This window comes from Devosia sp., from assembly GCF_028290435.1.
In the GTDB taxonomy this organism is placed as follows: domain Bacteria; phylum Pseudomonadota; class Alphaproteobacteria; order Rhizobiales; family Devosiaceae; genus Devosia.
This window is the reverse complement of sequence record NZ_JAQGJV010000056.1, coordinates 13,291-33,510: the sequence shown is the minus strand read 5'-3', so window position 1 is coordinate 33,510 and position 20,220 is coordinate 13,291. Positions and strand designations below refer to the sequence as shown.

19 protein-coding genes are annotated in these 20,220 nt (G+C 62.1%); 12 read left to right on the top strand and 7 right to left on the bottom strand.

What is annotated here, in order from left to right:
• Positions 1-1,908 (top strand): alanine--tRNA ligase (gene alaS, locus JWP26_RS13125; protein WP_299728261.1); only part of this gene is annotated, 1,908 nt, incomplete at its 5' end.
• A gap of 55 nt (positions 1,909-1,963) precedes the next feature.
• Here the strand turns inward: alaS and JWP26_RS13120 are convergent.
• Together JWP26_RS13120 and JWP26_RS13115 are read right to left on the bottom strand one after the other, a co-directional pair.
• Positions 1,964-2,848, bottom strand: a complete 885-nt coding sequence (locus JWP26_RS13120; protein WP_299728258.1) for a DMT family transporter — start codon at positions 2,846-2,848, stop codon at positions 1,964-1,966.
• An 89-nt stretch (positions 2,849-2,937) separates the two neighbouring features.
• The gene (locus JWP26_RS13115) at positions 2,938-3,870 is read right to left on the bottom strand and encodes a DMT family transporter (protein ID WP_299728255.1); all 933 of its coding nucleotides are present in this window, start codon (positions 3,868-3,870) and stop codon (positions 2,938-2,940) included.
• 176 nt (positions 3,871-4,046) lie between these two features.
• Between JWP26_RS13115 and JWP26_RS13110 the strand changes: the two genes are divergently transcribed.
• Both JWP26_RS13110 and JWP26_RS13105 read left to right on the top strand, forming a co-directional pair.
• On the top strand, positions 4,047-4,859 hold the full coding sequence (locus tag JWP26_RS13110) for a methyltransferase domain-containing protein (RefSeq protein ID WP_299728253.1): 813 nt from the start codon (positions 4,047-4,049) through the stop codon (positions 4,857-4,859).
• Between the two features lie 178 nt (positions 4,860-5,037).
• On the top strand, positions 5,038-6,717 hold the full coding sequence (locus tag JWP26_RS13105) for a VWA domain-containing protein (RefSeq protein ID WP_299728250.1): 1,680 nt from the start codon (positions 5,038-5,040) through the stop codon (positions 6,715-6,717).
• Between the two features lie 58 nt (positions 6,718-6,775).
• On the opposite strand, the gene JWP26_RS13100 is transcribed toward JWP26_RS13105, so the two are convergent.
• From JWP26_RS13100 to JWP26_RS13090, 3 genes are all read right to left on the bottom strand, one after another.
• Entirely contained in the window at positions 6,776-7,504 is a 729-nt protein-coding gene (locus JWP26_RS13100; RefSeq protein WP_299728247.1) for a head GIN domain-containing protein, read from the bottom strand.
• A 117-nt stretch (positions 7,505-7,621) separates the two neighbouring features.
• The gene (locus tag JWP26_RS13095; protein ID WP_299728244.1) at positions 7,622-8,029 is read right to left on the bottom strand and encodes a DUF6855 family protein; all 408 of its coding nucleotides are present in this window, start codon (positions 8,027-8,029) and stop codon (positions 7,622-7,624) included.
• Between the two features lie 96 nt (positions 8,030-8,125).
• Complete coding sequence (locus JWP26_RS13090) at positions 8,126-9,337, bottom strand: NADP-dependent isocitrate dehydrogenase (RefSeq protein WP_299728241.1); 1,212 nt, start codon at positions 9,335-9,337, stop codon at positions 8,126-8,128.
• Positions 9,338-9,470: 133 nt separating this feature from the next.
• On the opposite strand from JWP26_RS13090, the gene JWP26_RS13085 reads away from it, so the two are divergent.
• The 7 genes from JWP26_RS13085 (at position 9,471) to rpsD (ending at position 15,609) form a co-directional block, all read left to right on the top strand.
• On the top strand, positions 9,471-9,908 hold the full coding sequence (locus JWP26_RS13085) for a MarR family transcriptional regulator (protein ID WP_299728238.1): 438 nt from the start codon (positions 9,471-9,473) through the stop codon (positions 9,906-9,908).
• A gap of 51 nt (positions 9,909-9,959) precedes the next feature.
• Positions 9,960-11,243 carry a beta-ketoacyl-ACP synthase II gene (gene fabF / locus JWP26_RS13080; protein WP_299728235.1) on the top strand — a complete coding sequence of 428 codons (1,284 nt, stop codon included), beginning with the start codon at positions 9,960-9,962 and terminating at the stop codon, positions 11,241-11,243.
• A 64-nt stretch (positions 11,244-11,307) separates the two neighbouring features.
• Positions 11,308-11,889, top strand: a complete 582-nt coding sequence (locus tag JWP26_RS13075; RefSeq protein ID WP_299728232.1) for a GNAT family protein — start codon at positions 11,308-11,310, stop codon at positions 11,887-11,889.
• Between the two features lie 123 nt (positions 11,890-12,012).
• On the top strand, positions 12,013-12,609 hold the full coding sequence (locus JWP26_RS13070) for a GNAT family protein (protein ID WP_299728229.1): 597 nt from the start codon (positions 12,013-12,015) through the stop codon (positions 12,607-12,609).
• 64 nt (positions 12,610-12,673) lie between these two features.
• Positions 12,674-13,477, top strand: a complete 804-nt coding sequence (locus tag JWP26_RS13065; RefSeq protein WP_299728226.1) for an RNA methyltransferase — start codon at positions 12,674-12,676, stop codon at positions 13,475-13,477.
• Between the two features lie 76 nt (positions 13,478-13,553).
• Positions 13,554-14,825 (top strand): MFS transporter, encoded by a 1,272-nt coding sequence (locus JWP26_RS13060; RefSeq protein ID WP_299728223.1) that lies wholly within the window; start codon positions 13,554-13,556, stop codon positions 14,823-14,825.
• A 166-nt stretch (positions 14,826-14,991) separates the two neighbouring features.
• Positions 14,992-15,609 carry a 30S ribosomal protein S4 gene (gene rpsD, locus JWP26_RS13055; RefSeq protein ID WP_299728220.1) on the top strand — a complete coding sequence of 206 codons (618 nt, stop codon included), beginning with the start codon at positions 14,992-14,994 and terminating at the stop codon, positions 15,607-15,609.
• Positions 15,610-15,857: 248 nt separating this feature from the next.
• Here the strand turns inward: rpsD and sbmA are convergent, their stop codons facing one another.
• Positions 15,858-17,159 (bottom strand): peptide antibiotic transporter SbmA, encoded by a 1,302-nt coding sequence (gene sbmA, locus JWP26_RS13050; protein WP_299728217.1) that lies wholly within the window; start codon positions 17,157-17,159, stop codon positions 15,858-15,860.
• Between the two features lie 175 nt (positions 17,160-17,334).
• On the opposite strand from sbmA, the gene ttcA reads away from it, so the two are divergent.
• On the top strand, positions 17,335-18,192 hold the full coding sequence (gene ttcA, locus JWP26_RS13045) for a tRNA 2-thiocytidine(32) synthetase TtcA (protein ID WP_299728264.1): 858 nt from the start codon (positions 17,335-17,337) through the stop codon (positions 18,190-18,192).
• Positions 18,189-19,007 carry an inositol monophosphatase family protein gene (locus JWP26_RS13040; protein ID WP_299728214.1) on the top strand — a complete coding sequence of 273 codons (819 nt, stop codon included), beginning with the start codon at positions 18,189-18,191 and terminating at the stop codon, positions 19,005-19,007. The genes ttcA and JWP26_RS13040 overlap by 4 nt, the downstream gene beginning before the upstream one ends.
• Here the strand turns inward: JWP26_RS13040 and JWP26_RS13035 are convergent.
• Complete coding sequence (locus JWP26_RS13035) at positions 18,997-20,211, bottom strand: aminotransferase class V-fold PLP-dependent enzyme (RefSeq protein WP_299728211.1); 1,215 nt, start codon at positions 20,209-20,211, stop codon at positions 18,997-18,999. The genes JWP26_RS13040 and JWP26_RS13035 overlap by 11 nt on opposite strands.
• Positions 20,212-20,220 lie beyond the last annotated feature (9 nt).

Sequence of the window (20,220 nt, the reverse complement as noted above, 5' to 3'; positions counted from 1 at the left end):
TACGAGATCGACCTCTTCAAGACGCTGATCGCATCGACCATGCAGGCCACGGGCTTCAACGGCGACCCGGCGACGCCGAGCCTGCGCGTCATTGCGGATCATCTGCGCGCGATGAGTTTCCTCATCGCCGAAGGCGTGCTGCCTTCAAGCGAGGGGCGCGGTTATGTGCTGCGTCGCATCATGCGCCGCGCCATGCGCCATGCCACTTTGTTAGGTGTCGAAGAGCCGGTGATTCATCGCATCGTGCCGACGCTCGTGCGCGAGATGGGGCAAGCCTATCCCGAACTGGTCCGCGGCGAGGGCATGATCGAGGAGACTATTCGCCTCGAAGAAAACCGTTTCCTCAAGACACTGAGCCGCGGCCTGCAACTGCTCGATGACGCGACCGCTACCCTGGGGCAGGGCGACATGCTGGAGGGCGTCACCGCCTTCAAGCTCTACGACACCTATGGTTTTCCGCTCGACCTGACGCAGGATGCGCTGCGCATGCGCGGCATTAATGTCGATCTGACGGGCTTTGAAGACGCCATGGCGCGCCAGCGCGCCGAGGCGCGCAAGAGCTGGTCCGGCTCTGGTGAAGCCGGCGAGGAGAAGGTCTGGTTTGCCGTCGCGGACAAGGTCGGTCCGACCGAATTCCTCGGCTATGAAACCGAAGTTGCGGAGGGCGTCGTCACCGCCCTCGTGCGCAACGGCGCGATGGTCGAGACGCTTGCGGCCGGCGAGGATGGCTTTGTCGTGCTCAACCAGACGCCCTTCTATGGCGAGAGTGGCGGGCAGGTCGGCGATACCGGGACGATTTCGGGCGAAGGCGTTGCCGCCGACGTCACCGATACGGTCAAGAACCATGGCGTTTTTGGCCATAAGGTTACGGTCCGGCAGGGCACGCTAGCACTGGGTGCGCCGCTTGGCCTGGTGGTCGATCACGGCCGCCGTTCGGCTATTCGTGCCAATCACTCAGCCACCCACCTGCTGCACGAGGCATTGCGCATCGTTCTGGGTGATCACGTCGCTCAAAAGGGCTCGATGGTCTCGGCCGATCGGCTGCGCTTCGACTTCGTACATACCAAGCCGATCAGTCCGCAGGAAATGGCGCAGATCGAGGATATCGCCAACGATATCGTCTTGCAGAACTCACGCGTGGAAACGCGGTTGATGGGCGTCGAGGAAGCCAAGCAATCGGGCGCGCGCGCGCTGTTCGGCGAAAAGTATGGCGACGAGGTCCGCGTGGTCTCGATGGGCGATCCAACCGGCAACGCAGTGGGCTGGTCCGTCGAACTGTGCGGCGGCACGCATGTCGGCCGGACCGGCGATATCGGACTGATTTCAGTGCTCGTGGAATCCGGCGTGGCGGCCGGCGTGCGTCGCATCGAGGCGCTGACCGCGCGCGGGGCACGTCATCACGCCCGCACCAATACCAATCTGGTCGCCAGCGTGGCTGATGTGTTGCACACTCAGCCAGTGGAGGTGCTCAATCGCATCGCCGCTTTGCAGGATCAGCTCAAGAAGTCCGAACGCGCTCTGACGGATGCTCGCCAGAAGCTGGCAATGGGCGGCGGGGCGGATAGCCCGTCCGCCGAAACCGAGACGATCAATGGCGTTAACTTCGTCGGTCGTATCGTCGATGGCCTGCAGCCCAAGGATTTGCGCGGCCTGGTCGACCAGACCAAGAAGCAGGTTGGCTCGGGCGTCGTCGTGGTGATCGGCCTGACCGAAGACGGCAAGGCCGGGCTGGCCGTGGGCGTGACCGAAGACTTGGTCGGCAAGGTATCGGCGGTGGACTTGGTGCGGGCCGGCTCTGCCGCGCTGGGTGGACAAGGCGGCGGCGGTCGACCTGACATGGCCCAGGCCGGTGGCCCTGATGGCAGCAAGGCCAATGAAGCCATGGCGGCAATCCGGTCGGCGCTTTAGGCCTGGTCTAGAGATTTTGAAGCCCGCATCCTCACCGGTGCGGGCTTTGGCGTAACTAGAGTCCGCTGCGGTAGAAGAAGACGCGCGGCTTCCAACGGATTTTGGTCTTGGTGCTCAGCACGTTCATCAGGCCGGCGCCGAGGACGACGAAGAGACCTCCGATCGCCAGGGCGTCGGGATATTCGTGGTAGAAGGCGGCGCCGAGGACAATGCCCCAGATCAGCTGGCTATATTGCACCGGTGCGAGCAGGTTGGCTGGCGTGACCTTGGTGGCGGCGATGAGCAGCAGCCCACCGCAGCCGCCGAAGGCGCCGCAGAGCGCCAGGAGGCCGAACTGTTCCCAACTTGGCCAGACGAAGGTATGCAGCATCATCGTGCCGTTAAAAATGACGGAATAAACCACGAGGACGCCGACCAGGGTGACGCGTTTCTCGGTGGGCGCGATGTGGCGCAGGATGACCGTGGTCACCGCGCCGACCAGGGTGCTGGCAAAGGCGGCGAGATGGCCGAGGCCCAATTCGCGGAAGCCCGGCCGCACCACCAAAAGCACCCCGACGAAGCCAACCAGCAGCAGAACCCAGCGCAGCGGCGTCACGTGCTCCTTAAGGATCAGCACCGAGAGCAGGGTGACGAAAATCGGCGTGGTGAAGGCAATGGCATAGGTTTCGGCGAAATGAATGTGGGTAAAGGCGTACATGATGAGCGCGGTGCCGCAGATCGCGGTCAGGCAGCGCAATTGCACCAGCCAGGGGTGCTTCATCTTGAACATTTCGCGCCAGCGCTCGTGGCGGTTCGTGAGCGCGAGCGGAATGATCGAGAAACTGGTGGTGAAGAAGGCGATTTCGAAGACGGTGAAACCGGGACCGATGGCCTTGATCAGCGCATCGCCCATAGAGAAACTGGCATAGGCCACAAAAGCAAGAATGACGCCAATCGGCATCGAATAGTCCGGATACAGGAGGGACGCGGGGATTAGCGTTACCATACAAGATTGCAGCGACGGCGTCGAGGACGAAGCTGTTGGTGGCGTTAGATTTCCGGTCCCTGAACTTCGGCGATGTCGGTTGGCGATGTGCCCTGGCGGGCGCGATATTCGGCATAGCGGCCGGCAATGCGGGCGCGGGCGCCGTCAAGCAGGACATTGACCAGGCCCGACAGGGTGACGACCGCCATGCCCACATAGGCCAGTGCGTCTGGATGTTCAGAATAGAAGTATGAGCCTAGCCCTATGGCCCAGAGGATTTGGATATACTGGATTGGCGCGACCTGGTTGGCGGGTGCATTGCGGGTAGCGGCGATCAGCAGGATATGGCCCATGCCGACAAGGCTGCCACTGAGGGCCAGCAGGGCGAATTGGACCAGGCTGGGCATGACGAAGCCGGGCAGCATCAGCACGCCGGTGGCGACGATAAGATAAAGCGCGGGCAGGGCGATGAGGCTGACGCGCTTTTCGTCGCCGGCGACGACGCGCAGGACTGTGGTGGTGGTGGCGCCGAACACGGCGCAGGCCAGGGCCGCCATGTGGCCGAGTTCGAGTTCGCGAAAGCCGGGGCGCACCACCAGCATCACGCCGCAAAAGCCGATGAGCAACATGGCCCACCGGGTGAGGCCGACGCTTTCCTTCAGCAAGACCACCGAAAACACGGTGATGAACAGCGGCATCATGAAGACCAGCGAGTAGGTTTCGGCGAAGGGGATGTGGACGAAGGCATAGGTCACCAACAGCGAGGACATGACGCCGCTGAACGAGCGCAAGTGCACCAGAGCGGGCCGGGTCAACTGGAAGGCGTCGCGCCAGCGTTCGGCCTTTGGTTTGGCGAACAGGGCCGGCAGCAGGGAGAACAGGGCGACGAAAAAGCCGATCTCGAAGACGCTGATTGTGGTGCCGAAGCCTTTGATGATGGCATCACCGCCCGAATAGATCGAATAGGCGCCGATAGCGAACAGAACCCCGACGGGCATAACGACACCGATGGCTGGAGAGAGCAGGCGAGGATTTCAGCCTAGTCGGCACGGCCATTGCCGTCGACTGGAAAACGGGGCGTGCGCTCATTAGCGCGCGGCCGACTGGATTGCGTGCGGGATACAGCCAGTAGTGCTAGGCTTACTGGCGATCCACTGGATGGCGGGTGAGAGCAATGCTGGAAACGGACAAGGTGTTCGCGGGCTCAATTCCGGAAAATTACGACCGCTATATGGTGCCGTTGATTTTCGAGCCGTTCGCTGCCGATATTTCGCGACGAGCGGCGTCGTTGTCGCCGAGCGCCGTTTTGGAGACGGCCGCAGGCACGGGTGTCGTCACCCGCGTATTGGCGCCAAAATTGTCCCTGAACGCGCGCTATGTGGTCACCGACTTTAACCAGCCGATGCTCGACTACGCCGCATCGCGACAAGCTGCCAACAGTCGCATCGAATGGCGTCAGGCGGATGCCTTGGCGCTGCCGTTTGAGGATAGGACATTCGATCTGGTTTGCTGTCAGTTCGGCGCAATGTTTTTTCCCGACCGCTTATCTGCGTACCGCGAGGCAAGGCGCGTCCTGAAGCCCCGAGGACATTTTTTGTTCAACGTTTGGGATCGTATCGAGGAGAATGCGTTTGCGGATGATGTGACGAATGCTCTCGCAGAGTTTTTCCCGAACGATCCGCCGCGCTTTTTGGCGCGCACGCCGCATGGCTATCACGATACGGCACTGATCCGTCGCGAGTTGGAAGACGCGGGGTTTGCCCAAGTGGCGATTGAGACGAGGGCCGAACAAAGCCAGGCGTCATCGCCGCGCATTCCGGCCATTGCCTTTTGCCAGGGAACTGTTCTGCGTACCGAAATCGAGGCCAGAGACCCAGGCAAACTGGACGCTGCAACCGACTACGCAGCGGCGGCGATCGCACGCAGACATGGCGACGGCGCGGTTGCCGCCAAAATTCAGGCACACGTCATCGTGGCGACGGCCTAGGGGTGGCGTTCCGGTGTTCGCGACGTCATAATCGCGGCGTCGATCAAATTTCGTAAATGTCTGATAGTTTCGGTGCAGTCTGAACGATGTGTTCAGTTTGGCGTCAGCCGGCGCATGCTGTGTATTGCGTGATGTACTACAGTCTTCGTACAGACAAGCGAACGGAGGGGCTTCGCTCATGCGGTTACTTCACAAAATTCTGGTTGGCGCGGTCGCAATCTTGGGACTGGCGATGCCTGCCATGGCCGCCGAGCGGGCGATCATCGTGCTCGATGCGTCCGGCTCGATGTGGGCGCAGATTGATGGCAAAGCGCGCATCACCATCGCGCGGGAGACGCTGGACTCAGTGCTGTCCACCATCTCACCCGATGTCGAGCTGGGATTAATGGCCTATGGCCATCGCAAAAAGGGCGATTGTGGCGATATTCAAATGCTGGTCGAGCCGGCGGCGGGAACTGCCGACGCGATCAAGGCGGCAGTGGCCGATATCAATCCCAAGGGCATGACGCCGCTGTCGGATGCGGTGCGGCTGGCGGCCGAAGATTTGAAATATACCGAGGAGAAATCCACGGTGATCCTGATCACCGATGGATTGGAGACCTGCGAGGTCGATCCCTGCGCGCTGGGAACTGAGCTGGAGCAGAAGGGCGTCGATTTTACCGTCCACGTGCTGGGGTTTGGCCTGTCGGATGACGAGGGCAAGCAGGTTGCGTGCCTCGCGGAAAACACCGGCGGCAAGTACCTGTCGGCGCAGGATGGCGCCTCGCTGGTGCAGGCGCTGACGGAGACTGTGGCCGAGGTGGCGCAGCCCGCGCCCGAACCTGCGCCAGAGCCGAAGCCGGCGGTTGCCGACTATAATTTCAAGCCAAGCGCCTCGCTGGCAGAGGGCGGGCCCGACATCGTCGATGACGCGGCCGACCTGGTCTGGACCTGGTACAAGGTGGCGGCCGATGGCGGCCAGGGCGAGTATGTCGGTATGGACTACTATTCGACCTTCAAGGGTACGCTGGAGCCCGGCGACTACATCATCACCGCGACCATGGGCTATGCGATCGCCAGCCAGAATGTGACCATCAAGGCCGGCGCAGTGGCCGAGCCGCATTTCGTGCTCGACGCTGCGGTGCTCAAGGTGCATCCGCGCCCCAGCGAAGGCGCCGATGTTGATAGCGACGCCACGGTCAATGTGGTGTGGCCCAAGGACCAGACGACGTTTTATGGCGAAGTCGATACCGTGGTGCCGGCCGGGGACATCACGCTCAATGTCAGCATCGGGGCGGCCAAGGTGGTGGACAGCTTCACCGCAGCGGCCGGCGAGACGGTGGACAAGGACATCGTGGTTGGCTCCGGCATTGCCCAGTTCCAGTCGGAATATGTGGAAGGCCAGCCTGTCGAGGACGACATCTATCTCGAAGTGCTCGAAGCCAAGGCGGCCCTCGACGGAACGCGCAAATCTGTGACTTACGGCTATGGCGGCGACCAGACCTTCGATCTGGCGCAGGGCGACTATGTGGTGACCTATACGCTCGACGGCACCAAGGGCGAAATCCCGTTCAGCGTCAAAACCGCCGAGAAGACCGACGTGACCATTGTGCTCGATGCCGGCGTGCTGGCGGTGACGACGCCGGCTGACAATTATGTCGAACTGCTCAGCGCCACCAAGGACATCAAGGGCAATCGCCAGAGCTTTTCCTATGGCTACGGCCCCAGCTATGAGACGACGCTGAAGGCCGGCGACTATGTGATCCTGAGCCGCGATGCAGCGGGGGTGGATTTCGAGACGCCGGTGACAATTGTTGCCGGACAGCGCAACGAGATCACGCTGACAGCGCCGGCAGTGCCTACGGGCAAGAAGAAGTAGCGGTCAGTTTTTGCGAGATCGAAGGGCGCTCCCAAGGGGGCGCCCTTTTTGTGTGGCGTCAGTCTTCGATCGTGATGTCGCCGCCGCTGGAGCGGTCCAGGGCTTGGTCGGCAGGATTGCCGCCTACGGTGACATCGGCCCCGGTCGAGGCCTCGGCCTTAATGCTGGCGCTGGCAAATACGGAGACATCGCCGCCGCTGGAGGCGTCGATAGTTGCGCTGGCGCATTGCAGATCGGCGGCCTTGAGGTCTGCGCCGGTCGATGTCTGGGCGGTGAGGCTGGTGCAGGTGCCAGCCAGACTGACATCCGAACCGCTGGAGGCATCGACGCGAACGGCACCGAGCGCTGAGCCAGTGATGGCGAGGTCAGCGCCGCCCGATGCGTTGATATCCAGATCGCCCTTGGCGCCGGTGACATCGACATCGGCGGCGGAACTGGCGCTGACGCCGGTCAGGGTGGGCAGGGTGATGGCCAGCGTGAGATTATTGGCGCCGAGCAATTGGCCGACGACACCTCCGTTGAAGATGAAATCGAGAAAGTTCTGATCGACGCTGGCGCTCAGCGTGTCGCCGTCAAGGGTGACTTCAAGCTTGTCGAGCAGGTCTTTGTTGGCGGATTCGGCGTGGATGGAAAATGCGTCTCCGAGCGTGACCGTGGCATTGATGCCGGTATTGATTTCGACCTTGGTAAACCCCTTCAAATCGAAATCGCGGCTCTCAGCCATGGCGCCGCCGGCCATGGCCAAGGCGAACGAACCGGCAAGTGCAAATCGTAAAATTTGGCGCAAACTGGCCTCCCTCGAAGCTGGCCCGGTCCTGGACCAGAGCCGGATATCGGAGGCGAATTGCCCGGCCACAAGGGCCCGAGCGGAATGAATTCACGCTGGCGTGATGAGGTGCGTGCCTCAGATGGCGCGGACGCGATTGTTGCGCGGGCTGTGTTCGAGTTCGACGAGGCCGAGGACTTCGAGCACCGGCGAGACGTAGTTGGCGAAGCGGCCGCGCAGGCCCTTCTTGATGCCATACCAGCCACCGACCGGGTTATCGGCAGCGCGAGCCCAGGCTTCGACCGTGCCCTCCTTGGCAGGCTTCTGCTCGTCGGCATTGCCCAGTTCCATCCAGCCGCCATGGGCCTTGAGCATGGCGTGATAGTCTTCGATGGCGCGCAGATGGTAGCGCAGCTCGGTGCCGCCGGCGATGCAGACCAAAGCCGGTGGCGTCGCGTCGGGGGCGCGATAGAGCACGATATCGGAGGTGCCTGGCGGCGTCTTGAGAAGCCAGGGGTCGTCTTTGGTGCCGGTGCCTTGAGCCATGTCTGCCTCCTGCTGCGAGGACTCACCCTAGCGACATCAGCGACAAACAAAAAGGGCGGCGCAATGCGCCGCCCAAATAGTCCGAAAGCGAAAAGCTTACGCCATGGCCTTCTGCAGGTTTTGGTCGATCGCGTCGAGGAAGCCGATGGTCGAGAGCCAAGGCTGATCGGGGCCGACGAGTAGGGACAGGTCCTTGGTCATCTTGCCTTCTTCGATGGTGTCGACGGTGACCTTTTCCAGCGTCAGCGCGAACTTGCGGAGCGCTTCGTTGTCATCGAGCTTGGCGCGGTGGGCGAGGCCTCGCGTCCAGGCGAAGATCGAGGCGGTCGAATTGGTCGAGGTTTCCTTGCCGGCCTGGTGCTGGCGATAGTGACGGGTCACGGTGCCGTGGGCCGCTTCGGCCTCGACGATCTTGCCATCCGGCGTCGCCAGAACCGAGGTCATCAGGCCGAGCGAGCCAAAGCCCTGGGCGACGATATCGGACTGCACGTCGCCGTCGTAGTTCTTGCAGGCCCAGACATAGCCGCCGCTCCACTTGAGGGCGGAGGCGACCATGTCGTCGATCAGACGGTGCTCGTACCAGATCTTCTTGGCTTCGTATTTTTCCTTGAACTCGGCCTCGTAGATCTCCTGGAAGATGTCCTTGAAGCGGCCATCGTAGGTCTTGAGGATGGTGTTCTTGGTGGAGAGATAGCAGGGCACGCCGCGATCGAGCGCGTAGTTGAAGGACGAATAGGCGAAGTCGCGGATCGAGGCATCGAGGTTGTACATCGCCATGGCGATACCGGCGCCGGGGGCCTGGAACACTTCGTGCTCGATGACCTTGCCATCTTCGCCGGTGAACTTGATGGTCAGGGTGCCCTTGCCGGGGAAGGTGAAATCGGTGGCGCGATACTGATCGCCGAAGGCATGGCGGCCGATGATGATCGGCTGGGTCCAGCCGGGGACTAGGCGCGGCACGTTGGTGCAGATGATGGGCTCGCGGAAAATCACGCCGCCCAGGATGTTGCGGATGGTGCCGTTCGGCGACTTCCACATTTTCTTGAGCTTGAATTCCTCAACGCGCTGCTCATCGGGGGTGATGGTGGCGCATTTAATGCCGACGCCGTATTTCTGGATGGCGTGGGCGCTGTCGATGGTGATCTGGTCGTTGGTGGCGTCGCGGCTTTCGATCGACAGGTCATAATATTCGATCGGCAGATCGAGATAGGGGTGGATCAGCTTGTCCTTGATCGCCTGCCAGATGATGCGGGTCATCTCATCGCCGTCGAGATCGACGATCGGATTGGCGACCTTGATTTTGCTCATTCAATAGCTCCCTGAAATCCTGCAAAAGGCCCCTCGGCCCGCTTCGCGCCCGTATAGCATCGCTGTGGGAAAGCGCAAAGGCTAGGTCGGCATGGGGGCTTGCCGTTCTGGCGTTCAACTTGACGCCGTGTATATGCACGACTATATGGCGACCATGCAGGATGATTTTTCGCGATGTCTGTTGTTGAACACGCGCATGGCCGCACGGGCCGTGACGCGGCGCTATGATCGCGAACTGCGTCCATTTGGTGTCACGGCGGCTCAGTTCACGATTCTGAGCTCAATGTCGACCCGACCGGCGCAATCGGTCACCGACCTGGCCAAGTCGATCGCCATGGATAGAACAACCTTATCGCGCAATTTGGATCTGTTGGAGCGCAAACGGCTGATCGCCGGGCGTGACGCGGAGAAGGGCAATGGACGGCTGGTCAGCCTGAGTGAAGAGGGCGCCGCGCTGGTGCCCAAGCTTTTGCCGGTCTGGCGTGGACTGCAAAGCGAGATGAACGCATTGCTTGGCGGTGACGCGATGAACGCGTTGATTGCCGGACTGCAGAGACTTCCCCAAATCTGATTACCGCAAGAGCGGTCGATCGCAATCCTTTCCCATGTTCAGGAGAACCATATGCTGAAGCCCGATCCGAATGATCCCATCGTTGTCACCGGCATGGGGGTTGTCAGCCCGCTGGGCGTCGGCGTGGCGACCAACTGGACGCGGCTGATCGCCGGCAAGAGCGGGATCGTGCACAACGACCGCTTCGATACCACTGACTATACCGCGCGTATCGCCGGGCTGGTGCCGACCAAGGACAAGGACCCGGAGGGCTTTGATCCGCTGGTGGCGGTCGATCCCAAGGACGTCAAGAAGATGGACCTGTTCATCCAGTATGGACTGGTCGCGGCGGCCGAGGCGATCGCTCAATCGGGCTGGGCGCCTGAAACCGACGAAGATCGCCGCGCGACAGCGACGATCATCGGCTCGGGCGTGGGTGGCTCGCCGGTGATGGCCAAGGCGGCGCAGTTGATCGCCGAGCGCGGGCCACGGCGACTGTCGCCGTTCACGGTGCCGTCGTTCCTGGCCAATCTGGCGGCGGGCTGGGTTTCGATCAAATACGGCTTCAAGGGCCCGCTGGGCGCGCCGGTGACGGCGTGTGCGGCTTCGGCCCAGGCGATCGGCGATGGCATGCGCCTGATCATGACCGGGGAGGCCGATGTGGCTATCGTCGGTGGTGCCGAGGGCTCCGTCGATCCGATCTCCATCGGTGGGTTCGGGGCGTTGCGCGCGCTGTCGTCGGCGCATAACGACGATCCGACCAAGGCTTCGCGTCCATTCGACGCCAAGCGTGATGGCTTCGTGCTGTCCGAAGGCTCGGCGATTCTGGTGATCGAAAAGCTCAGCCACGCCAAGGCGCGTGGCGCGACGCCGCTGGCCGTGCTGTCGGGCTATGGCACATCGGCGGATGCCTATCACCTGACGTCCGGTTCGCCCGATGGCGAGGGCGCGATGACCGCGATGCGCAATGCGCTCAAGATGGGCGGGCTGACGCCGGCAGATATCGACTATGTCAACGCGCACTCCACCTCCACTGAAGTGGGCGACTCCGCGGAAATCGCCGGGATTGGCACGGTATTCGAAGGGCGGGGCAAGGACCTTGCGGTCAGCGCCACCAAATCGGCGACTGGGCATCTGCTCGGCGCTGCCGGCGCTTTGGCCGCGATCTTTTCGATCGAGGCGATCCGCCACGGCATGGTTCCCGCCACCCTCAACCTTGACGAACCCGACGAGGACGCCAACCGCTTCGATCTGGTGCCGCATACCGCCAAGGCCAAGGATGTGCGCCACGTGCTGGTCAACGCCTTCGGCTTCGGCGGCGTCAATGCCGCGCTGGTGTTCAGCCGCGCCGGCTAATCCTTCGGCCCTTGCAATTGCGCGGCGCACTGGCAAAAGTGCGTCGCGACACTTGGGGGCTCGCATGACGCTTTATCCGGACTATCCGGTGCTGACGGAACGGCTGCGGTTGCGGCCTTTCACGCGCGGCGACGTCGAGGCAGTATACGCTTACCGCCGCCGCGAAGATGTCGCCCGCTACCTGTTCGACGTGGCGCTGAGCCGCGAGGAATGCGCCATGGCGGTGCAGCAGCGTATCGGGCAGGTGGCGCTGGAAGCCAATGACGACAAGATCATCTTGGCGGTCGACGAGCGGGCCACCGGCCAGCTCATTGGCGAGGTTTCGCTGATCTGGCGCAGTGTCGAGGCGCGGCAATGCGAGCTTGGCTGGATTTTTAACCCGGAACAGCACGGCAAGGGCTTTGCCACCGAGGCGGCGCGCGCCTTGCTGGACCTGGCTTTTGGCCCCGGCGATATGCACCGGGCGATGGCGCGCTGCGACGCCCGCAACCTGGCATCGTCGCGCCTGATGGAACGGCTGGGCATGCGGCGGGAGGCGCATTTCCGCGAGCACTCTATCGTGAAGGGCGAGTGGGACGAGGAGTTCATCTACGCCATCCTGCGCCGTGAATGGCAGGCACGGCCTGATATGGCGGGCGATCGCTAGGGTCTGGTAACGATTTCGTTCTCGCCGCTTAGCAAGTTATTCCCAATCGCAGCAGGAACTTCCGCAGCCGAGGTCGCGTTCTCGACTTGGGCTTACGACGACGTGCGGGAGGATCGTGCCAACATGACCAATTCCATTCTACCGGTGCAAACGGATCGATTGATCCTGCGGACGTTCGAACGCGGAGATATCGAAGGTGTAGCCGCGTATCACGCCCTGCCGACAGTGCAGCGCTATGTATTCAGCCGGACGCGCGACAGCTCTGAGGTTGCCGCGGCACTCAACATTATGCGCGGGCATGTCAGCCTGCAGCGGCCGGGCGATACCCTGACGCTGGCCATGGTGCGCAAGGGCGACCAGCAGATCATCGGGCACGTGTCGCTGCATTGGTCCGACGCGACGGCGGGGCAGGGCGAAGTCCGCTTCGTCATCAACCCCAGCTATTCTGGGCAAGGCTATGCCAATGAGGCGATTTCGGCGCTGCTCGACCTGGCGTTCGATCATTATCGCATTCATCGCATTTTCACCCGCTGCGACGGCCGCAACCACCATTCGATCAAGCTGCTGCAGCAGATGGGCATGCGGCTTGAGGCCCATTATCGCGAACACGCGCTGTTCCAGGGCGAATGGGACGAGGAGCTGCATTTCGCCATCCTCGATCGTGAATGGCAGCGGTCGACGAAGGTCAAGGACTTGCCGCCGCGCCACCGGGTCGCCTAGCCATCCATTTGCGTTGGCATCGGCAAATGCGCTATGTGCGCCTCTATCCGCAGGATGAGGCGACATGGCTGGCACAGATTCATCGATCGAGATCGTTCTAGCGCCAGGCCCGGCGGTGATTTTGTGCGAGCCGCAGCTTGGTGTGAATATCGGTACCACTGCCCGGGCCATGGCCAATTTCGGACTGTGGGATTTGCGGCTGGTGCGCCCGCGCGATGGCTGGCCCAATGAAGAAGCTATCAACGCCGCGTCCCGCGCCGACCATGTGCTGGAGCGGGTACGGGTGTTCGAGACACTGGAAGCAGCGATCGGCGACTTGACGCTGGTTTATGCCACCACGGCGCGCTCGCGAGATTTGCAGAAGACGGTGTTCGGCCCAGAAGAAGCGGCGACGCGGCTGGCGGCGCATATTGGCGCCGGCCATGGCGCCGGGCTGCTGTTTGGGCGCGAGCGTTGGGGCCTGCTGAACGAGGAAGTGGCGCTGGCCGACGCGATCGTGACGCTGCCGGTTGAGCCCGCTTTTGCTTCGCTCAATATCGCCCAGGCGGTGCTGCTGATGGCCTATGAGTGGCGGCGGCATAGCGCTGCGGGCAGCGCCCTGCCGTTCGGCGACACGATGGCCGAGACAGCGCCGCGCGAGGAACTGGTTGGGTTGTTCGGGCATCTGGAGGATACCCTGGACCGCTCGGGATTTTTCACCGCGCCGGACAAGCGGCCGACAGTGGTCAACAATCTGCGCACCATGCTGGCGCGGGGGCAGTTCACCAGCCAGGAAATCCGCACGCTGCGCGGGGTGATTTCATCCATCGACCGCAAGCATGAGCGGCCCAATCCCAACCGACAGAAGCCGCAGGGTGACAAAACCTAGGAATCGGGGCGGGGTAGACGCATTTGGGCGGTTCCACCTTTGACTGCGACAAAAGGCCGTGCGATGGGCTTGTGCCATGAGCACGCTCGCCCCCCAAGACAAAAGCAGACAAGCTTTTTCCTATATCGGCTTCCGGTTTTTCTGGCTGACCACGCTGCTGGTCAGCTTCGCCGTGCAGATCATGTCGGTGTCGATCGGCTACCAGATTTACACGGTAACGCGCGAGCCGCTGCTTTTGGGGTTGGTGGGCCTATGTCTGTTTCTGCCGGCGCTGGTGCTGATCCTGGTGACGGGCCTCGTCGCCGACCGGTTCAATCGTCGCCGCATCATGGCAATTTGCCTCTGCGTCGAGCTTGTCTGCGCGATCAGTTTCCTGCTGTTCTCTAACGCCCAGGCCCATGAAATCGCGCCACTGTTTGCGATTCTGGTGGTGCTGGGCACCGCACGCGCGTTTTGGGGACCGGCGGCGCAGTCGTTGGCGCCCAACCTGGTGCCGTCCGAGGCGCTGTCCAATGCCATAACGGTCAATGCCTCGGCATGGCAGTTTGCTTCGATCGCCGGCCCAGCGCTGGGCGGGGTGCTGTACAGCTTCGGCCCCGTGGTCGCTTTTGGCACCGGGTCAGTCTTGCTCGCCTGCGCGATCGTCAGCGTGATGCTGATTCCCCAGCCGCCGAAGCGCGAGTCGCATCAGGCGACCAGCGTTGAAACCCTATTGGGCGGGTTCAAATATATCTTTGCCAACAAGGTGGTTCTGGGCGCCATTTCGCTCGACATGTTTGCCGTGCTGATGGGCGGCGCGGTGGCCATGCTGCCGATCTACGCCACCGACATCCTGCATGGCGGCTCTATTGCCAACGGCTTGCTGCGGGCAGCGCCCGGTCTTGGGGCGATCGTGATGGCGCTATACCTGACCAAGTTTCCAATCCGCAACTTTGCCGGGCGGATTTTGTTCGTTTTCGTGGCGCTGTTTGGGGCGTTCACGATGGTGTTCGGATTCTCGACATCGTTGTGGGTCTCGATCCCGGCGCTGGCCCTGGTGGGCGCATCGGACATGGTGAGCGTGACGATTCGCGAGACCATCATGCAGTTGTGGACGCCCGAAGAGGTGCGTGGGCGCGTCAACGCGGTCAATTCGGTGTTCATCGGGGCATCCAACGAATTGGGCGAGTTCCGGGCGGGAACGGTGGCGCATTTCATCGGGCCGGTCGGGGCAGTGGTGATCGGTGGCTTCGGCGCCATGGCGGTAGCCGGCATCTGGAGCCAGATTTTCCCCGGCCTGCGCGAGCAGCGGACGCTTGACCGCAAAATGGTGGACGATGGCATCGTCGAGCCAATCGCCGAAGCCTGACCGGCTTGACTTCGACCCATGTCGCTTATATGACGCCGCTACCTATCCGGGCCTCATGGCCCCTAGGCGCACCCGGGATCTCCTGAATATTTGGGATCTGTCGGTCATCCGGTTTCCGGATGGCAGAGGAGGGCGCGATCCATTCGACTTTTGAAAAGGATACGCGATGTCGAAGCGCAGTTCAGTAAAGCATAAAATCGATCGTCGTCTTGGCGAGAACATCTGGGGCCGTCCGAAGAGCCCGCTCAATGCCCGTGCCTATGGCCCCGGCCAGCATGGTCAGCGCCGCAAGGGCAAGCTGAGCGACTACGGTCTGCAGCTCCGCGCCAAGCAGAAGCTTAAGGGCTATTACGGCTCGATCACCGAAAAGGCGTTCAAGCGCCTGTATTCCGAAGCTGCCCGCGTTAAGGGCGACACCGGCGAGAACCTGATCGGCCTGCTCGAGAGCCGCCTGGACGCGATCATCTATCGCGCCAAGTTCGTGGTCACCGTGTTCGCTGCCCGTCAGTTCGTCAGCCACGGCCATGTTCTGGTCAACGGCAAGCGCGTCAACATCCCGTCCTATCAGGTTCAGGTTGGCGACAAGGTCGAAGTGCGCGATCGCTCCAAGCAGCTGACAGTGCTGCTCGAAGCCGTGCAGCTGGCCGAGCGCGATGTGCCGGAATATGTCGAAGTCGACCACAACAAGATGACCGCGACCTTCGTGCGTGTTCCCGCCCTGTCGGACGTGCCATACCCGGTCCAGATGGAACCGAACCTGGTCGTCGAATTCTACTCGCGTTAAAAACCCGCCCGGAGCTTCTGCTCCGGCGGCCATCTGGCGCGGTCTTCTGTGCTTCCGGTGCTCACGTACCAAACGTACGTTCCGCTCCGGTTCTCGAAGACCACACCAGCTGACTCACCGGAACGAAGCTCCATACGGGTTTTCGATCGATCTCGGAATTGGAAAGGGCCGCTCCTCGGAGCGGCCCTTTTTTTGTGCGGATTAGGTGGCGCCCCTTAGACAACTACCCTTGACCTGCCCATCCCCGATCAGAGCGCGGGGCTGGGTGGGGTTGGATCGACGAAAATACCGCGCGAGTCCAGAAAGCGGGGATCGTCATAGTCGTTGGCGAAAATCTTGGTCTCGGGCGGGATCTGTTTTTCAAAGCCGCGCAGGCGCTGATAGATCGAGATCAGGTTGATGATGGTGGTCCACGAATTCATCAGGAAGCTGAACGAGTCAGCCACCTGACCGAAGGCCGAGAGGATTTGCTGGAACAAACCGAAGGTGAGCGCGCCCGCGATCACCGTTGGGCCCATGGCCAAGTAGGGGAAGAACTGCGAGGAATTGATGAATGCATAGCGGGCGACGTTGAAGTAGGTGTAGTGGAAATAGATGCGGAAATAATTGCGCTGAACGTTTCGAAAGAGCTCGCGCACCGTGACAGGATCGGCCCGATCGCCATTGTCTTCGCCATAGACCAATTCCTTGCGGAAGGCCGCCTCTACGCGCTGGTTGGCAAAGTTTAGGCCTGGTAAGCGGATGCCAACAACGGCAAACAACACCGTTCCAAAGATCGCCTGAAACAGCGCCAGCCACACCAGGCTGCCCTGCACCGCGCCAAATATCGGAATATCGATGATGTGGGTCGATAGATTCCACAGGATGGGCAGGAAAACGATCAACGTCATGAACGAGGAAATGATGTTGAGCCCTAGACCCTCCACGATTGACGAAAAATTCTGAGTGTCCTCCTGCACGCGCTGGGCGGCGCCTTCGATGGTGCGCACCTGTGGCCAGTTGGCCATGTAGTAAAACGTCATCGCCCGGCGCCAGCGCAGCAGATAGTGCGCATTGAGGAAGGCGTTGATGACAAGGACGAGAACGTTGGCGGCGAAGACGATAGCCACCGTCGCGATTTGTCCAAAGTACTGATCGAGCGTCACTGTGCCTTTCTTTGCCGGATCGAGTGCCGTTTGGATGAGGTCATAGAAAGAGCCGTACCAATCGTTCAGCCAGGCGCTGACTTGGACGTTGAAATAAACCACCTCAATAATGGTGACCGTGCCTACGACGCTCCACCAATACCAGCGGCGGTTGTCGTTGAAAAAGAACCACGGCACGCAGAACAAGTATCCGGCGACGATCACGTATTGGTAGAGCCAGACCTTGTCGCTGTCGAAGAATGGGGCTGGATTGGCTTCGGTGACTGGAATGCTCAGCCAGGGACCAAGGCTAAGATAGGGCTCGATGGCACTCCCGAGAGTGAACCAGATCAGCATCGTCAGCGCGATCCACAGCGCAGCTGACGTGAAGAATATCTTTGGCGCGGGAAAGAACGAACGGAACACCGGGCAAACTCCTGGGTGTCGATTAACTGCTGTCATCTAGCGGACACAAATCGGCATAAGCAAGAACGGCGGAATGAATTCGCCGTAAGGTTCGGGCGCGCTTGCTCTTTCCCTTGGGCGGGGGAGGCGGTATCAGCAACGAGGCGCGATGCGGAGAGTTTCGACCATGAGCGATATGGACTTGGCCGAGCGGCCCCTCGATGAAACCGAAGGCGGGGCGCATCCGATCTATGCGGGGGCGCCGCGATCGGTGGAGTTCAACAAGCTGCGCAAGCGGCTGATCCGCAATACACGCGAGGCGATCGAGAAGTTCGCCATGGCGCGGGCGGGCGAGAAGTGGCTGGTCGCTTTATCGGGCGGCAAGGACAGCTACGGGCTGCTGGCGCTGCTGCTGGACCTCAAATGGCGCGGACTGCTGCCGGTCGAGCTTTTGGCGTGCAACCTGGATCAGGGGCAGCCGAATTTCCCCAAGCATATCCTGCCGGAGTTTTTGACCGGGCTGGGGATCGAGCACAGGATCGAATATCGGGATACCTATTCCATCGTGACGGACAAGCTGCCGGCGGGGGCGACGTATTGTTCGCTGTGCTCGCGGCTGCGGCGGGGCAATCTCTACCGCATCGCACGGGAAGAGGGCTGTTCGGCGCTGGTGCTGGGGCATCATCGCGACGATAGCCTCGAAACCTTCTTCATGAACCTGTTCCATGGCGGCAAGCTCGCCGCGATGCCGCCACGGCTGCTGAACGACGAGGGCACTGTCGAAGTGCTGCGGCCGCTGATCTATTGCGCCGAGGACGACCTGCAGAAGTTCTCGGACGCGATGGCGTTTCCGATCATCCCCTGCGATCTGTGCGGTAGTCAGGATGGGCTCGAGCGCAATGCGATGAAGGCCATGCTGGGCGATATCGAAAAGCGGATGCCCGGTCGCAAGGATGTCATGATCCGCGCGTTAGGGAACGTCAATGCCAGCCATTTGCTGGACCCAAAGCTGTTCGATTTTGCCGGACTGCTCGACCGGAGGACGACTGAGTGAGCGTGGATATATTGAAGCTGGCCGAACTGTTACGCGAAACGGCTTACGCGGAGATTCTGCCGCGGTTCCGGCGGCTGGATGCCGGCATGGTGCGCCAGAAGACCGAAGCCATTGACCTCGTGACCGAGGCGGACACCGAGGCCGAGCGGGTCATCACGGCGGCGATCAACCGGCTATGGCCGGAGGCAATGGTGGTGGGCGAGGAGGCGGTGTCCGCCGACGCATCCGTGCTGGATCGCTCGGTGGGAGCGGACCTCGCTATTTTTCTCGATCCGGTGGACGGGACTGCCAATTTCGCCGCCGGAGTGCCGCTGTTCGCGGTGATGGCTGGCGTGGTGGTCAAGGGCGAGACCGTCGCGGGGATCATTTACGATCCGATGGGCGACGACTGGGTTCTGGCTGAGAAGGGCAGCGGCGCATGGTTGCGGCGGCCGGATGGCTCGACGGTGCGGCAGACTTTTGCTTCCCCGGTGCCGCTGGCGCAGATGACGGGCACGGCATCGCCGTTCTACCTGCCGGTCGAGCAACGTGTGGGCGTGCTGGCCAATCTGGCCAAAGTGCGGGTGGCATCGAGCTTTCGCTGCGCCGGGCATGAATACCGCATGGCGGCGGGCGGACATTTGAGCTTTTGTTTTTTCAACAAGCTGATGCCGTGGGACCATGTTCCTGGAGCGCTGATCTGTGCCGAGGCCGGTGCGCATGTGGCGCGGCTGGATGGGCAGGGGTATCGGGCCGAGCATCGTGGCGGCGGATTGTTGGTGGCGAGCGACCGGGAGAGCTGGGAGATGCTGCGGCGCGAGGTGTTTACGGTTTAGGGGCCGAACCGCGGGCGATAGCTGCCGCCGCAGCTTCCAGCGCGCCGGGGCCATGTGGTATCCCCAGCGCCTGCATGCCGGCTTCCATGGTGGCGAGAACGCCAAGGGTCATGTGGGCATTGACGTGGCCCATATGGGCGACGCGGAGGAAATCGGCATAGGCGGGCTCGGCAGGCAGGGCCATTCCCAGCCCAATACCGAGGGTGACGCCGGCTTCGGTTTCGAGCCACTTACGCAGAGCGCCGGCGCCGCCATTGGCGATGCGGGCGGCGGTGACGGAGCGGCCGCGCGCGTTGGGATCGCTCATGTTGAGGCTGATGCCGCCTGCTGCGCCCCAGGCGACGAAGGCCGCCCAGACGGCGCTGGCAAGGGTTTCGTGGCGGCGCCAGACATTAGGCAGACCCTCTTCGTCGAGCAGCATGGTGAGGGATTCGCGCAGGCCGTAGAGGTGGTGCGTCGGGGCGGTGCCGCCGAAAAATTGCCAGAACTCGGTGCCGGTGCCGCGCGGCTTCCAGTCCCAATAGGGGCTGACGAGATCGGCGGTTCTGGAGACCTCCAGCGCCCTGTCGGAGAACCAGAGGAAGCCGAGGCCGGGTGGCAGCATGAGCCCCTTCTGGCTGGCGCCGACGATCACGTCGATCCCCCATTCGTCCATGCGCAACTCGTCGCAGGCGAGTGAGGCGACGGCATCGACCGCGAGAAGGGCCGGGTGGCCGACCGAGTCGATGGCGGCGCGGATGGCGGGAAGGTCGTTGCGGGCGGTCGAGGCGGTATCGACATGGGTGACGAGGACGGCGCGGATGGTGTGGTCCGTGTCGGCCGCAAGCGCTTCGGCGATGCGAGTAGGGTCCGCGACAGAGCTCTTGCCGAAATCGATCATCTGGACGTCGATGCCCATGCGGGTTGCGTGCTCGGCCCAGCCGTGGCCGAAACGGCCGGTGGCGGCGACCAGGGCGCGATCACCTCGGGAAAACATGTTGGCATTGGCGGCTTCCCAGGCGCCGTGGCCGTTGGCGATATAGATGGCGACATGCTGGGTGGTGAGGGCGACGCGCCTGAGATCGGCAATGATGCCATGGGTGATCTCGACAATTTCGCCCTCGTAGATATTGGGCGCGGCGCGGTGCATGGCGGACAGGACACGGTCTGGAGCGACTGAGGGGCCGGGAATGGCTAGGTAGGTGCGCCCCGATACATAGGCCATGTCGTCGTC

Coding starts and splice junctions, on each gene's coding strand:
- JWP26_RS13085 (WP_299728238.1), top strand. CDS start 9,471: ATGCACGACTATATGGCGACCATGCAGGATGATTTTTCGCGATGTCTG.
- JWP26_RS13105 (WP_299728250.1), top strand. CDS start 5,038: ATGCGGTTACTTCACAAAATTCTGGTTGGCGCGGTCGCAATCTTGGGA.
- JWP26_RS13060 (WP_299728223.1), top strand. CDS start 13,554: ATGAGCACGCTCGCCCCCCAAGACAAAAGCAGACAAGCTTTTTCCTAT.
- rpsD (WP_299728220.1), top strand. CDS start 14,992: ATGTCGAAGCGCAGTTCAGTAAAGCATAAAATCGATCGTCGTCTTGGC.
- JWP26_RS13090 (WP_299728241.1), bottom strand. CDS start 9,337: ATGAGCAAAATCAAGGTCGCCAATCCGATCGTCGATCTCGACGGCGAT.
- JWP26_RS13115 (WP_299728255.1), bottom strand. CDS start 3,870: ATGCCCGTCGGGGTTCTGTTCGCTATCGGCGCCTATTCGATCTATTCG.
- JWP26_RS13070 (WP_299728229.1), top strand. CDS start 12,013: ATGACCAATTCCATTCTACCGGTGCAAACGGATCGATTGATCCTGCGG.
- JWP26_RS13065 (WP_299728226.1), top strand. CDS start 12,674: ATGGCTGGCACAGATTCATCGATCGAGATCGTTCTAGCGCCAGGCCCG.
- fabF (WP_299728235.1), top strand. CDS start 9,960: ATGCTGAAGCCCGATCCGAATGATCCCATCGTTGTCACCGGCATGGGG.
- JWP26_RS13110 (WP_299728253.1), top strand. CDS start 4,047: ATGCTGGAAACGGACAAGGTGTTCGCGGGCTCAATTCCGGAAAATTAC.
- JWP26_RS13120 (WP_299728258.1), bottom strand. CDS start 2,848: ATGCCGATTGGCGTCATTCTTGCTTTTGTGGCCTATGCCAGTTTCTCT.
- JWP26_RS13095 (WP_299728244.1), bottom strand. CDS start 8,029: ATGGCTCAAGGCACCGGCACCAAAGACGACCCCTGGCTTCTCAAGACG.
- JWP26_RS13035 (WP_299728211.1), bottom strand. CDS start 20,211: ATGGCCTATGTATCGGGGCGCACCTACCTAGCCATTCCCGGCCCCTCA.
- JWP26_RS13075 (WP_299728232.1), top strand. CDS start 11,308: ATGACGCTTTATCCGGACTATCCGGTGCTGACGGAACGGCTGCGGTTG.
- ttcA (WP_299728264.1), top strand. CDS start 17,335: ATGGACTTGGCCGAGCGGCCCCTCGATGAAACCGAAGGCGGGGCGCAT.